The 16,020-nt window shown below is 40.6% G+C and carries 14 protein-coding genes and 1 riboswitch; of the genes, 10 read left to right on the forward strand and 4 right to left on the reverse strand.

The window, feature by feature from the left end:
* Positions 1 to 63 precede the first annotated feature (63 nt).
* Positions 64 to 1,362, reverse strand: coding sequence for a homocysteine synthase (locus BrL25_RS21120; RefSeq protein ID WP_018674006.1), 1,299 nt, complete (start codon positions 1,360 to 1,362; stop codon positions 64 to 66).
* Between the two features lie 138 nt (positions 1,363 to 1,500).
* Positions 1,501 to 1,608: riboswitch (SAM riboswitch) on the reverse strand.
* Positions 1,609 to 2,321: 713 nt separating this feature from the next.
* Here BrL25_RS21120 and BrL25_RS21125 point away from each other — a divergent pair.
* The 3 genes from BrL25_RS21125 (at position 2,322) to BrL25_RS21135 (ending at position 6,336) form a co-directional block, all read left to right on the forward strand.
* Positions 2,322 to 3,611: an NCS2 family permease gene (locus BrL25_RS21125; protein ID WP_018674005.1), complete on the forward strand. Its 1,290-nt coding sequence runs from the start codon at positions 2,322 to 2,324 to the stop codon at positions 3,609 to 3,611.
* 200 nt (positions 3,612 to 3,811) lie between these two features.
* Positions 3,812 to 5,032 (forward strand): amino acid deaminase/aldolase, encoded by a 1,221-nt coding sequence (locus BrL25_RS21130; RefSeq protein WP_099327281.1) that lies wholly within the window; start codon positions 3,812 to 3,814, stop codon positions 5,030 to 5,032.
* Entirely contained in the window at positions 5,029 to 6,336 is a 1,308-nt protein-coding gene (locus BrL25_RS21135; protein ID WP_026315356.1) for a D-arabinono-1,4-lactone oxidase, read from the forward strand. Before BrL25_RS21130 ends, BrL25_RS21135 begins: the two co-directional genes overlap by 4 nt.
* Positions 6,337 to 6,465: 129 nt before the next feature.
* On the opposite strand, the gene BrL25_RS21140 is transcribed toward BrL25_RS21135, so the two are convergent.
* Positions 6,466 to 7,716 carry a dicarboxylate/amino acid:cation symporter gene (locus BrL25_RS21140; RefSeq protein WP_018674001.1) on the reverse strand — a complete coding sequence of 417 codons (1,251 nt, stop codon included), beginning with the start codon at positions 7,714 to 7,716 and terminating at the stop codon, positions 6,466 to 6,468.
* A gap of 238 nt (positions 7,717 to 7,954) precedes the next feature.
* On the opposite strand from BrL25_RS21140, the gene BrL25_RS24955 reads away from it, so the two are divergent.
* The 3 genes from BrL25_RS24955 (at position 7,955) to BrL25_RS21150 (ending at position 9,204) form a co-directional block, all read left to right on the forward strand.
* Positions 7,955 to 8,116 (forward strand): hypothetical protein, encoded by a 162-nt coding sequence (locus tag BrL25_RS24955; protein ID WP_018674000.1) that lies wholly within the window; start codon positions 7,955 to 7,957, stop codon positions 8,114 to 8,116.
* A 294-nt stretch (positions 8,117 to 8,410) separates the two neighbouring features.
* Positions 8,411 to 8,740 carry a hypothetical protein gene (locus BrL25_RS21145; protein ID WP_018673999.1) on the forward strand — a complete coding sequence of 110 codons (330 nt, stop codon included), beginning with the start codon at positions 8,411 to 8,413 and terminating at the stop codon, positions 8,738 to 8,740.
* 65 nt (positions 8,741 to 8,805) lie between these two features.
* On the forward strand, positions 8,806 to 9,204 hold the full coding sequence (locus BrL25_RS21150) for a DUF350 domain-containing protein (RefSeq protein ID WP_018673998.1): 399 nt from the start codon (positions 8,806 to 8,808) through the stop codon (positions 9,202 to 9,204).
* Between the two features lie 103 nt (positions 9,205 to 9,307).
* Here BrL25_RS21150 and BrL25_RS21155 read toward each other — a convergent pair whose 3' ends face one another.
* The gene (locus BrL25_RS21155) at positions 9,308 to 9,757 is read right to left on the reverse strand and encodes a hypothetical protein (RefSeq protein ID WP_018673997.1); all 450 of its coding nucleotides are present in this window, start codon (positions 9,755 to 9,757) and stop codon (positions 9,308 to 9,310) included.
* A gap of 65 nt (positions 9,758 to 9,822) precedes the next feature.
* Here BrL25_RS21155 and BrL25_RS21160 point away from each other — a divergent pair, with 65 nt between their 5' ends.
* The gene (locus BrL25_RS21160; protein WP_018673996.1) at positions 9,823 to 11,061 is read left to right on the forward strand and encodes a glutathionylspermidine synthase family protein; all 1,239 of its coding nucleotides are present in this window, start codon (positions 9,823 to 9,825) and stop codon (positions 11,059 to 11,061) included.
* A gap of 4 nt (positions 11,062 to 11,065) precedes the next feature.
* On the opposite strand, the gene BrL25_RS21165 is transcribed toward BrL25_RS21160, so the two are convergent.
* Positions 11,066 to 12,118 (reverse strand): DctP family TRAP transporter solute-binding subunit, encoded by a 1,053-nt coding sequence (locus BrL25_RS21165; RefSeq protein WP_018673995.1) that lies wholly within the window; start codon positions 12,116 to 12,118, stop codon positions 11,066 to 11,068.
* 80 nt (positions 12,119 to 12,198) lie between these two features.
* Here BrL25_RS21165 and BrL25_RS21170 point away from each other — a divergent pair, with 80 nt between their 5' ends.
* The 3 genes from BrL25_RS21170 (at position 12,199) to tyrS (ending at position 15,933) form a co-directional block, all read left to right on the forward strand.
* Entirely contained in the window at positions 12,199 to 13,797 is a 1,599-nt protein-coding gene (locus BrL25_RS21170; protein WP_018673994.1) for an ATP-binding protein, read from the forward strand.
* Between the two features lie 2 nt (positions 13,798 to 13,799).
* Positions 13,800 to 14,480, forward strand: coding sequence for a response regulator (locus BrL25_RS21175; protein ID WP_018673993.1), 681 nt, complete (start codon positions 13,800 to 13,802; stop codon positions 14,478 to 14,480).
* A 169-nt stretch (positions 14,481 to 14,649) separates the two neighbouring features.
* Positions 14,650 to 15,933 (forward strand): tyrosine--tRNA ligase, encoded by a 1,284-nt coding sequence (tyrS, locus tag BrL25_RS21180; RefSeq protein ID WP_018673992.1) that lies wholly within the window; start codon positions 14,650 to 14,652, stop codon positions 15,931 to 15,933.
* Positions 15,934 to 16,020 lie beyond the last annotated feature (87 nt).

Here is a 16,020-nt window from a genome sequence, read left to right on the forward strand (position 1 = left end):
GTTTTTTCAGTATTATGACCTTTGGGTTTTATCTTTCAATTGTGCTGGACCTTGTAATCAAGCTTATACTTGTACCGTTTCCACAGCTTTTTGAATTGCCTGCTCTAAATCGTGCAAGATATCATCAATTGATTCTGTACCTACGGAAAGACGGATCATCCCAGGAGTCACACCCGCCTTAGCTTGTTCTTCCAGAGAGAGTTGTAGATGTGTGGTACTAGCTGGATGAATGATCAATGATTTGGAGTCTCCTACATTAGCCAAATGAGAGAACAACTGAACAGATTCAATTAATTTTTTGCCAGCTTCTACTCCGCCTTTGATTCCAAAGGTCAAAAGAGCTCCATGACCATCTGGTAAATAGTGCTGATTAAGTTCGTAGGTAGGGGAGCTAGCAAGTCCTGGATAGCTAACCCACTCGACATCGGTATGTTTTTCTAAATATTGAGCGGCAGCAAGAGCATTTTGACTATGCCGTTCCATACGTAAATGGAGAGTTTCTAAGCCTTGTAAGAATAAAAAGGAGTTAAAAGGAGATAAGGTAGCTCCCACATCTCGCTGTAGCTGTACACGAGCTTTTACGATATAAGCAGCATTGCCAACAGCCTCTGTATAAACGATTCCATTGTAGGTAGGGTCTGGTGTAGAAAGCCCAGGGAATTTGCCATTACTCCAATCGAAATTACCGGAATCGACAATAATTCCCCCGATAGATGTGCCGTGACCACCAATGAATTTGGTAGCAGAATGAATAACGATATCTGCTCCGTGTTCAATAGGTCGGCACAAGATAGGGGAGGCAAAGGTATTGTCAACCAGAAGAGGTAATCCATATTCATGAGCTATGGTAGCAATGGCGGATAGATCAGCAACGTGCATCTGGGGATTACCAATCGTTTCGCAGAAGAAGGCTTTGGTTTTGTCCGTAATCTTTGAACGGAAATGATCTGGGTTGGATTGATCAACAAAATGAACCGTAATACCTAGCTTGGCAAATGTGTGGGCAAATAGGTTGTAGGTTCCTCCATATAAACTGTTCGAAGAGATGATTTCATCACCAGCTTGAACGATATTTAACAGGGCAAATGTAATGGCGGCTTGACCAGATGCAGTAGCCAATGCACCGATACCACCTTCTAAGAGAGCAACACGCTTCTCAAAAACATCCTGTGTAGGATTCATGATGCGGGTGTATATGTTCCCAGGCTCCCGCAACGAAAATAGATTGGCTGCATGGCTGGTATCGCGAAACTCATAGGATGATGTTTGATAGATGGGGACTGCGAGAGCTCCAGTAGTCGGGTCTGCCTCTTGACCTCCGTGAAGGGCTAGCGTTTCTCTTTTCCAATGTAGATTTGACATTAAAAACCACTCCTTTTCAATGTAAAGTACGGTGATTCTTTTGGGTAAAAAGGTTTGCAGTACAGGCAGAGAAGGTAGGCACCTACAACAAAAAGCCCTCCTCTGAGTAGAGGAAGGCTGCGTTTACAAATTCGCATACATTCATCTCTCAGAACCTTTCGGATTCTGCAGGATTTAGCACCTAGAACACTACGTTCCGGTTGCCGGGCTTCGTCGGGCCAGTCCCTCCACCACTCTTGATGAAAATGAAAGTTTGTTTTATTGTAAGAAGCTCAAAGTGATAAGTCAATAAAATTTTGTACATTCTGAAAAAAGAATAGAACAAATTCGGTTTTTTATTAATAGTAAACATTACAATCGGTATGGTTTTATCTTGGTTAAACATCAAAACAATAAGGTGGATATCGGAATAAAAGAGGTTTTACTTGTAGTATACAAGAAGTGAATAAGGATGTATAAAAATACAAATTAGTATAATTATACATAATGAATGTATAAATCGTATCGTAGCTTGCTTTTTTGGGGTTGAAATGGGTTATATAGCTGTAAAAAGGTGAAAACATGCATACATCATATAAATCCTTTATGAAAGTAAATAGTCGAAAGTCTGACCTTGTCCGTGTCGGATGGATACATGAATAGAGAAAGACGATAATATAGAAAAAAAGCTAGGGAGATAAAAGTGTGGGTTTTATAAGGGTGAACAACAAATGCTAAAGGGAGTGTCTGTCTCTGAGGGGTAGGAAAATGGAAAATTTTATAACATGAGCGAGATATGTATTTCAATTACACATAAAATAAGCATCAATTCCTTCACCTTCGTGCACATTTTTACATTTTCCTATTTACTCTTTTTCGCTCTTTTTGCTACTATAGGGAAAGGTGTCTTGCCCAGATTTTTAGGGTAAATTGGCACGGGTGGGCCGAGGGGTTGTTTTGCTTAAAGAAGGGAATCTATTTTGTACTCATTTTTTCGTAAAAGATTTGATGTAAAAGGTCATCAAACAACGGTTCGCAACGAAATTTTGGCTGGTTTAACCACGTTTTTCACCGCTGTCTACATTATTGCCGTTAATTCGATGATCTTATCGGATGCAGGTATTCCATTGGAAGCAGGTATTGTAGCCACGATCCTAATCTCCTTCATTGGATGCTTGATCATGGGTTTTTGGGCGAATGCACCTGTAGCACTTGTTCCTGGTATGGGCATTAATGCGTTTTTCTCTTACACGATCGTTAAATCTATGGGATTGTCATGGGATAGCGCTTTGGCAGTTGTATTCATGTCAGGTGTTTTGTTTATCGTGATTGCTTTTACTCCAGTTGCCAAAATCTTAGCGAAGAGCATCCCACTGTCTCTAAAAGAAGGAATGACGGTTGGAATCGGGTTGTTTCTTACCTTTATTGGTTTGCAAAAAGGCGGCTTAATCGTACCTAATCCATCTACGTTTATTGCTCTAGGTGATTTAGGGGATACCAAGGTAGTACTGGGATTAGTCAGCTTGGTAATTGCCGTCGTGCTGTTTTTACGCAATGTAAAAGGAAGCTTTTTAATCAGTATCATTATTAATACGCTGATTGCTATTGCACTTGGGACAGTAGGTGGTACCAGTCAGGGGAGCGATTTCTCCTTCTCAACTTACCTAACTGTCTTCGGAGCCCTTTCGTTTGATGGCATAGTCACTACTGGATTTTGGTTGGCTGTGTTTCCGTTAACGATGGTCATTGTTTTTGAAAATATGGGGCTTTTGCACAGCATGGTTCCAGAAAGTAAATTTGCTCGGACTTTCCAAGCAAATTCAATTTCAGCTATGCTATCCGGATTGTTTGGTACGAGTCCAACCGTATCTTCAGCCGAAAGCTCTGCAGGAATTGCTGCTGGTGGGAAAACAGGAATTACAGCCATTACGGTAGGGATTCTATTCTTGATCTCGATCTTCTGCATTCCTGTCATTCGTTACGTGCCGGATACGGCGATTGCTCCCATCTTAATTCTAGTTGGTAGCCTAATGATGCAAAGCGTCAATCAAATCAAGTTCACTGACATGTCAGAAGGCTTGCCAGCGTTCTTGATCATTGTGCTGATTCCATTTACAGCAAGTATAGCGGATGGAATTGCTTTCGGATTTATGGCGTATCCAATTGTTAAACTGGCGATGGGCAGAAGAAAAGAAATTCCTTTGCCTCTTTTGATCATCTCGCTTATGTTTTTCCTATATTTTGTATTGCTAGCGTTACAGCTTCATTAAGGTAAAAGGCAGTCATTTTCTCTTTTGAGAGGATGGCTGCTTTTTGTATGTTGGGGCAGAAAAGTGTAGCTGATGATTGGAGTAATGGAAGGATAGTCTATGGAGCTCAAGAAAAATCAAACCTTTTTCGTTTCTTTAGTCCACTAGTTTTAGATCTTTTAGCAGTTGAATATACTGAATAGAAATACATTTTCATATAAATGATAAAGGAAGTGAGATTTCTGTACGAGACGACAAGTAGATATCTACATTACCGAAAAGCTTTCGCTAACATATCTATGCCATATGCCTATATTGATCTTGATTTATTGGATCAAAATATTGCCGCAATTGTAGCTAGGAGCAATGGGAAACGTATTCGAATTGCCAGTAAGTCAATTCGTTCTATCCCTATGCTACGCTATATTTTGGATTATGACGCTTTGATCCAAGGAATCATGTGTTTTACCGCTTCAGAAGCATTGTTTTTGTGGGAGAACGGGTTTAATGATCTGTTACTTGGCTATCCTGTGGTGGACAAATCTTCGTTACTCCAGATTACACGAGCTGTACAGCAAGGTGCACAAATTACTCTAATGGTCGACTCCTTGGAGCATGTTTGTTTGGTGGAAGAGGTGGCAAAACAATTACATACCCCCTTGTTGCTTTGTGTGGATATGGATGCCTCTGACTCTTTTTTTAGTCTGCATTTTGGTGTGTATCGATCTCCTTTGCGTACGTTCGAGCAAGTGATACAGCTGGTCGAAAGAATTGTAACCAGCCCTTGGCTTGTCTTGGATGGAATGATGAGTTATGAAGCTCAAATTGCTGGAGTTGGTGATAACATGCCTAGGCAAGGTATCAAAAATGGTTTCATCTCTTATCTAAAAAAACGTTCGATTCGCTCTATCAGGGAAAAGCGGACCCGTGTACATGACGAGTTGCAGCGACGTAATATTTCGATTCGCTTTCATAATGGAGGCGGTACCGGAAGTATGACCTCCACGTGCCACGAAGACGCAGTGACAGAAATAACGGTAGGTTCTGGTTTTTACGCTCCTGCCCTATTTGACTACTACAGAGAATTTCATTTACAACCAGCGGCTGGATTTGCTATTGAGATTGTGCGACAGCCTAAGCCCAATATCTATACTTGTATGGGGGGAGGGTATGTGGCCTCTGGGGCCGTAGGGAAAGAAAAGCTCCCCCTTCCTTACTTACCACCACAAGCTAAGTTATTACTTTTAGAAGGAGCAGGAGAGGTGCAAACACCTGTACGTTTTGAAGGGGTGCAAAAGCTTACAATCGGAGATCCTATCTTTTTTCGGCATAGTAAGGCAGGAGAATTATGTGAACGCTTTCCAACTCTCCATTTGCTGCGCGACGGGGAAAGGATAGGAGAAGCAATAACGTATCGGGGAGAGGGCAGGTGTTTTCTATGAGAGCAGTGGCAATGCAATCATGGAAGAATTGGGCAGGGTTAGTTACTAGCACACCACAACAAGTGGTTTATCCATCCAGCTTAGAGGAAGTGGTACAAGTTGTAAAAGAAGCTAGTCAACAGGGGAAAACGATCCGTGTAGTCGGGTCTGGACATTCTTTTACTGCACTTGTTGAAACAGATCAAATTCTTTTATCATTAGATGATTTACAGGGTGTGATAACAATCGATGATGAAGAGCAAACAGCCACCGTTTGGGCAGGGACAAAACTCAAGCTTTTGGGGGAATCACTGTACGAACGAGGCTATTCGCAAGAGAATTTAGGAGACATTAATGCCCAGTCCATTGGGGGAGCGATTAGCACTGGAACACATGGGACTGGGATTCAGTTCGGGAGTGTTTCTACGCAAGTAGTCGGTTTAACTGTAGTAACGGCTCAGGGTGATATACTGGAATGCTCCGAAACCTATCATCCTGAACTTTTTCGTGCATTGCAAGTCTCTCTTGGATTGCTAGGGATCATTGTCAAAGTAAGGCTACGTGTGCTACTTGCATACAACATTCATTATAAAAGTAAGCGAATGAATTTAAACGATTGTTTAAATAATTTGACAACCTTTACTGATAACCATCGTCATTTCGAATTTTACTGGTTTGTTCATACGAATGTGGTACAAGCAAAATTTATGCAAATCACTCAAGAATCGGCTTCTAAAAATAGTGTTTGGAATCAGTTTAAAAAAATTGGTATTGAAAATGGCCTATTCTGGTTTTTATCGGAGGGGTGTCGTTTATTTCCGCATTTGTGTGTCCCGATAAGTAAACTTTCTGCAAAAGCGGTTCCTGATATTGAAGAAGTGGGCGCTAGTCATAAACTGTTTGCTACACCACGCTGGGTTCGATTTAGTGAGATGGAGTATAGTGTACCTGCTGATAAAATGAAAGAGGTGATGGAAGAGATCAGAGAATGCTTACAAGAGCATCGTTTCGCTGTCCATTTTCCTATTGAATGCAGGTATGTAAAAGGAGATGATATCTGGCTCAGCCCGGCCTACAAACGAGATTCTGCGTATATTGCGGTGCATATGTACAAAGGAATGCCATACGAGGCTTATTTTCAAGCAATGGAACGTATTTTTCTAAAATATGATGGAAGACCACATTGGGGGAAATTGCATGAATTAACAACTGCTGATTTACAAGAACGGTTTCCTATGTGGAATCAGTTTAAAGCTATTCAAAGACAGATGGACCCGAATGGATTGTTTCTTAATCCGTACTTGTCACGGTTGTTTGGAGTATAGTAGTTAGGATGATGATGACACATTCCTTCTGACTTCGTAGCAAAAAGCGTTCTCTATCCTGTACAGGCGAGAACGCTTTTTGATTTGAAAGTGATCATAGGATATATTCTCTACGTTTGAACAATCGTATTACGAGGCGATAGTAGATTCTGAATTTGTAGTCACCATTGGATGGAATTCTTTTTCCGATTTGGAAACTACTACAGTAGCAACACCGTTACCAATTAGATTTGTGACAGCACGGGCTTCAGACATGAAGCGGTCTACACCGATCAATAATGCGATTCCTTCAACTGGGATCATCGGGAAAGCAGCCAATGTGGCAGCAAGTGTAATCAAACCTGAACCGGTAACTCCAGCGGCACCTTTTGAAGTGAGCATGAGCACAGCTAATAAGGTAATTTCTTGCCAAATTGTTAAATCAATACCATAAGCTTGAGCAATGAAGATGGCACCCATTGACAAGTATATGGAGGTTCCATCCAGGTTAAAGGAATAACCAGTTGGGACAACCAAGCCTACTACTGACTTGGAGCAGCCATAAGCTTCAAGCTTACGCATCATGCCAGGTAGGGCAGATTCAGAAGACGAAGTACCAACAACCAATAAAATTTCTTCCTTAATGTAACGGATAAAAGAGAAGATGTTAAACTTATAAGCCCTTGCGATAAGACCTAATACTACAATGATAAAACAAAACATAGTTAGGTAAACAGAGCTCATCAGAAGACCTAAGTTAATCAATGATTTGATTCCAAAATTACCGATAGTGTAGGCCATCGCTCCAAAAGCTGCGATTGGGGAGAGGCGCATGATCATGTTAACAACTCCGAAGAATCCTTGGGCCAGCTTCTCAAATAATTGTAGAACGGGCTTCGCCTGCGACCCCATTGCCGTTAGTGAAATACCAAACAGGACAGCAAAGAACAAAATAGGAAGTAATTCACCTTTTGCCATTGCACCTACTACATTGTCAGGCACGATATTAACGAGGAAGTCCAGGAAACCACTACTTTCCGATGCGGATGAAGTGTACTTGGAAATATCTGTACTAGCTGCTTTCGATGTATCAATACCTACACCTGGTTTTATTACGTTAACGACACAAATTCCGATTGTTAATGCTAATGTTGTTACAATTTCAAAGTAGAGCAAGGCCTTTCCGCCTATTTTACCTACCTTTTTCATGTCACCCATACCAGCGATACCATGAACGATTGTGAAGAATACAATTGGTGGGATCACCATTTTGATCATTTTAATAAAGACATCTGCTAGTACCTTTAGCTTAGCTCCAAATTCGGGGAAGATAAAACCAACAATAATTCCTAAAATAACCCCTGTGATAACCTGAAACGTTAAATTTTTCAATATTTTCATGGATAGTTCACTTCCTTTGTTTGTAAGCGTTTTACTTATCTGAGATTATTGTAAGAGTTTTTAGAAAGTTATAAAAGAATATGGTCTTATTGTTCTTTTTGGTTTTTTTGGTCTTGAACAATCATGACTAATCTAGAGTTATCAAGGAAGAGAGCTAGTTGGCGTATGATTTTTTGACTACTTTGAAGATAGCAGACCATGAGGTTGCATCGTTTGATTTGGAAAGGTGCTTTTTGTTATGATTTTTAAGGTAGTTTATGGAATTAACGTGAGGGGGAAATGTTATGAATCAAACTCAGAAGCTGAGGCCGAAATAGTGTTTTGCCGTTCAAGAGACGCGTTTGAGGGTGAAAATGGAGATTTGAGCATTTCAGAAGATACAAAATACGAATATTTGTAATTTGTGGATATACAGGGGGTTTATGGCTGTACAGACAACTCCTCCTCCGATTATAATCAACTGATGTATGGAGGCATGTTCTATGCGTCAGCTTTATTGCAATAATCAATTTTCATAAGGATAAAAACAGTTCGAGATTTCGAAGCAATTCATCTTCCTTCTTAGGAAGTAACGGATTTGGAGACAAAAGCTCAGCTAGTAGTACGCAACGAGTTTTTAGCGGTAGATTTTCATCAGGGAGTGTAATAGTAAAACACCAGAAAAGCAGTAAAAGGAAGAATTAGGAGGATCACCATGAATCAAACAAAAAAAGTGGTTTCCAAAGTGGCAGCCATTGCTCTCATGTCGATGGGTGTAGCAGGATGTTCCTCCTCCGAGTCTCAACCACCGGTACCAGAGGATCGGAACTGTGGCGCATGGGATTATGACGGGGATGACGATGTATACAAATGTTCAGATAGGAGCTCGTCCTATCATGGTAGCTACTATCATGCAGGAGCGTATTACAGTAATAAAAACCAGCTCTACGATAGTAAATCATATAAAAGCTACAAAAATAGCTCCAGCTTTAAAAGCTCTTCTCGAAGCGGATTTGGTAGCGGTTCTCATTCTTCGGGTGGCTGAAGCTAATTGTAGAGATAGTCGTTGTAGAACAATCATAAAGATATAACATACAGGAGTGATGTAACATGTCTTTGGTCATAAATTTTTTGCTTTATGCTGGTACTGCTTTTGCCATGATGTTGCTTGGGTTGGTTTTATTTGTTGTCAGCACAACAAAGGTAAAAGAGTTTCAATTAATTGCGAATAATAATCAGGCAGCAGCAATGACCCTTGGTGGAAAAATGCTTGGTCTTGCTTTTGTGCTTGGTTCTGCTGTGGCCAACTCGGTATCTTTGGTCGATATGGTGATTTGGAGCGGAGTTGGAATTGTAGCCCAAATTATTTTCTTTTTTCTAGCTGAACTCATTACAATTCGATTTAGCATTCGGGAAGCGATTGAAAAGAATAATACCGCCGTAGGAATACTTTTAATGATGGTGTCGATATCAATTGGCTGGATAATTGGGCAATGCTTGACCTATTAGGCTGAAAAATGATGTCGAAGCGAATCAGCTTTTGCGCTTTCCCGGGTGATGAATTGCCCAGAATAAAAACTAAGTTGGGAAAGCGTCAAAACGATTCTAAATGTTACACCACATAAATAACGTAGACACCACGATCTTCATCAATTTCTGTAGAATCCACCTCGAAATGTCCTATCTCGGCTATATGGATATAATCCTTCAATAAATAACGCACCACATCCATATGATGGGGGACAATCAAGTGGCTTAGAAGCTCTGTATCGCCAGCGGCTAGCAATCTCCGAAACTCAATAAGAACCCCTTTATTACTGTTAAACAGCTCGTCGTGAAAACATTCTGCACTTCCTTGATATTCATAAATGAGGATTTCTCTGTTTTCCTCCATTTCATTGGACAGAAGCTGATATTGTTTCCCATCTTTAATTAGATAGTGGCATAAGTGACGAGCTAAAATACCATCCTCTCCAATTTCTGTAGAATGGTATTCGGCAAAGGCCGTAAATTGCTCGTCCTTTTGTTTGATATAACACGTACACGTATGGATATAAATCACCCTTTCATCTGATAGATTGATTATGACATACGCTTTTACTATAGAAAAGGATGCGACTCTCCTTCATGAATCATAAAGAGAAAAGAAAGCAATTTTATCAGAAGATCCCACATTATTGGGCAGATCTCTATGGGCAAGAGTATAGCTTATACGACGTGCATCCGGTGACAGAACAAGAGGCGTCTACCATTCGAACAACTACCACTCGAGTAGGACATCTATTTTTTAAAACAGCAGGGTTATTGCGTCAGATTGATGATGATCTATTGCTTTCTTTAGGTTTTCCCGCTAGCTCTTTACGTTTTTTGCGAATTCGTCAAACCAATTTGGAGAGTGTTATTGCAAGGTTAGATCTCGTACAGGTCGATGATCGATATGTTGTCCTCGAAATCAACAGTGATACGCCCACATTTTTGAAGGAGTTATTCTTTGTAAATGATCGGATATGTAAGGAATTTGGTTATAAAAACCCCAATGAAGGGGAAGAAAAAAGACTTCAACAAGCTGTTCAAGCTGCTATTTTTATTAGTTTACAAAGTATAGTGCCAAACAATGTAGACTCGCCTCATATCGTGTTTACCTCACATGCAGATAACCAGGAAGATCGGTATACAGTCGAATATTTACGTGAATTGGCACAGGTACCGAGCTGCTACGTACCCCTTCATGAGCTACAAATCGTCGATGGAGAGGGGTTATATGATGCGGGTGGTAAACGTATTGATCTTTTATACCGTCAAACGTACCCCATTGAGCAAATGGTAGCTGATTATGATCCGAATACCAAAGATCCCGTGGGAGAGATGCTACTTGAATTAGTAGCACGTCGCAGGTTGGCTATGCTTAATCCAATCTCAGCTTTTTTGTTGCAAAGTAAAGCGATTCAGGCTGTCATTTGGGGTCTACATGAGGAGCAGCACCCTTTTTATTCAAGTGAGGAACATGCTTGGATTGCCGAGCACTTTTTACCTACTTATTTAGAACCCGATCTTTTCCAACAACAGGGGACAGCTTATGTTCGAAAGCCTGCCTTTGGAAGAGAGGGGGATACCGTGCAAATTATTAAGGGTGATGCCATTCTCCATGAAGACATCAACAAGTCATATACCGATTACTTGTCTGTTTATCAGCGATATGTACCACTTCCGACTACTTATGTTCAGACCGTTGAAAAAGTCGTTAAGGGACATCTCATGGTGGGGAGCTTTCTTATCAATGGTCAGGCTTCTGCTTTTGGGTATCGGTTAGGTGGACCTATTACAGATAACATGGCGTATTTTCTACCATGTGGATACCAGCGATGAGAACTTATTTTTGTATCTTCAAATCCGCTATTTTTTGCATGAGCTCCTTACCGATCGTTGCCTCAAATTGTTTGTAAATGGGCTGTAGTGTAGCAATCCAAGCTTCTTTTTGTGCAGGTGTCAAGGTTTGAATAAAAACGGACTTTTTTCGGCGCAATAAAGCTAATTGTTGTCTGTTCATCTCAATCGCTCGCTGTCGATTCCACGTTGTTGTTTCTGCTAAAGCTTCTGTTAACAGCTCTCGGGTATGTGGGTCAAGTCCCTCCCAAAAGTCTTTATTTACAATGACTGCATAACCCAAATATCCATGGTTACTGATTGTAATATAAGGCTGAACTTGATCCAGATGCTTAGTAAAAATGTTAGAAATCGTATTTTCTTGTCCATTTACGTAACCCGATTCAATACTGCGGTAAACCTCTGTAAAGGGCATTGCTATGGTTTTGGCCCCTAAAAGTTTAAATTGGCTCTCAAGGGCTTTACTAGGTAGAATACGAAAGGTATGTCCAGCAAAATCAGCAGGACGCAGCAAGGGATGCTGATTACTACTGATTTGTTTAAAGCCATTACTCCAAAAGGCCAGACCACGCATGTTTTTTGGTTCTAGTGTTTGAAAAAGGAGACGACCAATCTCTCCGTCAAAGACTTGATGAATGGAATTCTGATCGGGGTAAGCGAACGGTAAATCCAAAGCAAGCCATTGTGGTATCACATTGGAGAGATTAGAAAATGCTGGAGCGATCATCTGAATCTCACCCTTGGCTAAAGCTTGGAACTCATCCTTGTCTGAATAGAGAATTCCATTTGGAAATACTTGTACCTCAACTTGATCGTTCGTTTTCTTCTTGACTAATTGGGCAAATTTCTCAGCGGCCAAGCCTTTTGGTGTATTTTCTGCAACTACATGACTAAATTTTATGACAACTCGATGTTTTAATCCGCTTTGTTCCTCGTCAAGAGGTTTTGGCTCGGGGGTTAACTCCGTACCAAAGCCAATAAACAGGGCTGTTAAAAGTCCGATCATGATAAATGAAAAAATGCCAATCAATGATTTCAAGAAATTCACCTTGCTTTCCTAGTTGAAGAATCTATCAATCTATTTCAAAATAGAAAAATAAAGATGATAGCGGAAGGATTGTGAAGATTCTGCTCAAAAACTTGCAACTTCATTGGAAAATTACGATTCTCTCCTTTGGTATTGTACTATTTTCTCTCTTAATTGGGGGAATTATTATTATCGGAAAAATGTCAATGGAGATAGAGTCAGAGTTAGGCCAACGGTTATTGGTTACTGCGCGTACCGTAGCTGAAATACCTGCGATTGGAGAAAATATAGTAAAACCAGATGGTTGGAAATCGATTCAATCAACGACTAAACGTATTCAGATTGTAAATGATGTAAGTTATATCGTTGTGTTATCGATGAATCGAATTCGATTGTCTGATGTTAGGGAAGAGCGAATTGGCACAGTATTTACCGGGAAAGAGGCGGGGCCAGCCTTTGCTGAACATACCTTTGTCCATAAGGTAAAAGGGGAACTAGGGATGGCTTTACGTGCTTACGTACCAATTATGAATGCGGAGCACCGTCAGATTGGTGTTGTTATGACAGGGCATATACTACCTACCTTATATGAAATGCTTGCGAATCAAAAGGAGAGTATCACCATTACATTGTTTCTATCTCTCTTGTTTGGCGTAATGGGCTCATGGCAGTTGGCTCGTCATATGAAAAAGCAGTTGTTAAATCTGGAACCCCAGGAGATTGCCCGGCTACTAATTGAACGCACTGCAACCTTTCAAGCTATGCATGAAGGTGTCATTGCAATTGATAACGCTTTAACCATTACCATTTTTAATGAACACGCCAAACGAATCTTTCAAGTTACGGGTGATGTCATTGGTAAAAAAATTAATGATGTAATCCCTGATTCCAGACTACCGGAAATTTTACGCTTGGATCAACCCATCTATAATCAGGAATTGCAAATGCAACATGCCATCATTTGGTCCAATCGTGTTCCGATTAAAGTGAATAACAAAACGGTAGGTGCACTGGCTATCTTTCAGGATCGAACAGAGTTTGCCAAAATTGCAGAAGAACTAACTGGGGTAAAAGCGTTTGTAGAAGCCTTGCGGGTACAAAATCATGAGCACCGAAATAAAATGCATACCATTGCAGGATTGCTCCAGCTAAATCAAGCAGATAAAGCTTTGCAATACGTTTTTGATGTTTCAGAAAAACATGAGGAGCTTAGTAGCTTCCTAACTGAAAATATTTACGATGATAATCTCTCAGGATTATTGCTTAGTAAAGTGGGGCGTGGTAAAGAGTTGGGCATACAGGTGGAAATCGATCGTAAAAGTAGATTCTATGCTTTTCCAAATAGGATGGATCACCATGATTTTGTGCTGATCATCGGCAATCTAGTAGAAAATGCTTTTGATGCTTTAGCCATGTCTGAGAGGGAAGACAAGAGTTTATTTATCAGCTTACACCAAGACGAGGAGAGCCTATCTTTAATGGTAGAAGACAATGGATTTGGAATGGATGAGAGTACCCAAGCCCGTGTGTTTGAACGAGGATTTACTACCAAATTTGAGCACAATCAGGGATTAGGACTATATTTGGTAAAAACACTGGTCACAAAAGGGCGCGGCGACATTTCAATTGACTCTGCACCGGGATATGGAACTACCTTTTTGATTCAGCTTCCTATGAAAGGAGAAAAGTAAGTATGTTTCGAGTCATTATTATCGAGGACGATCCCATGGTTCAGGAATTGCATCGCCTATTTATCCAGCAAGTAGAGGGATTTACGGTTATAGGGGTAGCTTCTAATGGATCAGAAGGACTTTCCATGATTAAAGAGCTACAGCCAGATTTGGCTATCATGGATATTTTCATGCCTTCCCAAAATGGTATAGAGACGATAAAACAATTGCGAAGTGGCGATAATCCAGTAGAGATAATCGTAATTACTGCCGCTAAAGACATGGAGACCATCCAGACCATGATTCGCCATGGTGCATTTGACTATATTATGAAACCGTTTAAATTTGAGCGTATAAAGCAAGCGCTGGATAATTTTCGTAAATATGCGAAACAGACAGGCGAACAATCCACAATGTCGCAATCGGAACTAGATTCACTTCTATTTGGGCAAACCACTAGACAGGAGCATCAGCAGCAAGAATTACCAAAAGGCTTAAATACGCTTACAATGCAACAAATTAAACAATTCATGGTTGAGCAAAAGCAGTCCATGTCAGCTGAGGAGGTAGCGGAGCATGTTGGCCTTGCACGTGTCACAGCAAGGCGTTACCTCGAGCATTTAGAACGTATTCAAATGGTGGAACGTGATGTGCAATATGGTGGGGTTGGCAGACCTGTTAATCGCTATTTAATTAAGAAATAGGAAGCATGAGTGGACAAAAGCTTGTATCTTGTATTCCTGTAGTCAAACACAATTATATGGAGTCATTATCGCTAGAGAATATTTTTTTTGGTACAATATAAAAATATGTGCGAACTTATGCTATGATATACAAATTACACAATTTATTGCAAAGGAGAATTAGGTAGCAATGGATATTATTCAAGAGCTGGAAAGCAGAGGGCTGATCTACCAATCAACAGATAAAGAAGAGCTCACAAAGCGTCTTCAACAAGGTAAGCTCACACTGTATACGGGCTTTGACCCAACTGCTGATAGCTTACATATTGGGCACCTACTTCCCATTCTCACCTTACGCCGTTTTCAACAGGCAGGTCATCAACCAATAGCCCTTGTAGGTGGGGGCACAGGTATGATTGGTGATCCGAGCGGTCGTTCTACAGAGCGTTCATTGAACACAGAAGAGGTTGTAAAAGGCTATTCTGACAAACTAAAAAGCCAATTAGAACGTTTTTTAGATTTTGATCGTGATGGTAATCCAGCGATCATGGCTAACAACTATGATTGGTTAGGGCAGCTGACTCTAATTGAATTCCTACGTGATATTGGGAAACATTTTTCGATTAATTATATGCTCGCAAAGGATTCTGTAAGTGCGCGTTTGGAAAACGGAATCTCTTTCACTGAGTTTAGCTATATGATTATGCAAGCGTACGATTTCTGGAAATTAAACCAAACTCATAATTGTGAATTGCAAATGGGTGGTAGTGACCAGTGGGGAAATATCACAGCTGGTACAGAATTCATTCGACGTGCGAACCAGAATGATGAAAATCAGACGGAAGCTAAAAAAGTATTTGGTTTGACGCTCCCATTGGTTCTTAAGAGCGATGGTACCAAATTTGGTAAAACAGCAGGTGGAGCAGTATGGTTAGATGCTAGCAAGACCTCTCCATATAAATTCTATCAATTCTGGTTGAATACTGATGATCGTGATGTTGTGAAGTTCTTAAAATACTTTACGTTCCTAAGCATGGAAGAGTTGAATGCGTTAGAAAATGCTGTAGCTACTGAACCAGAAAAACGTGAAGCACAACGTACCTTGGCTCGTGAAGTAACCAGTTTGGTTCATGGGGAAGCAGCAATGAAACGTGCGGAAGAAATCTCTGTTTCTTTGTTTAACGGGGGACTAAAAGAGCTAACCCCAGCTGAAATTGCTGATAGCTTTAGCGATGTGCCATCTACTACTCTAGAGGATGGAGAGCTAACAATGGTAGATGTACTTGTCCAAGTAGGCGCAGCTAAATCTAAACGTGAATCTCGCGAATATCTGAACAACAATGCCATTACGGTAAATGATGTTCGCTTCACTGATTTAGAAACTAAACTAGCTGATATCGAGCGTCTGGGCGGTCAATACTTGGTCATTCGCCGCGGTAAGAAAAACTACTACCTCGTTGAATACAAAGGATAGAAACTGCTTTTTTGACCTCCTTACCCGAGGGCAAGCGTAGGGCTGTTGTCGATTATGACAACAGCCCTTTCTTAAAATGAGTAAAAG

Source organism: Brevibacillus laterosporus DSM 25, assembly GCF_002706795.1.
Lineage (GTDB): Bacteria > Bacillota > Bacilli > Brevibacillales > Brevibacillaceae > Brevibacillus_B > Brevibacillus_B laterosporus.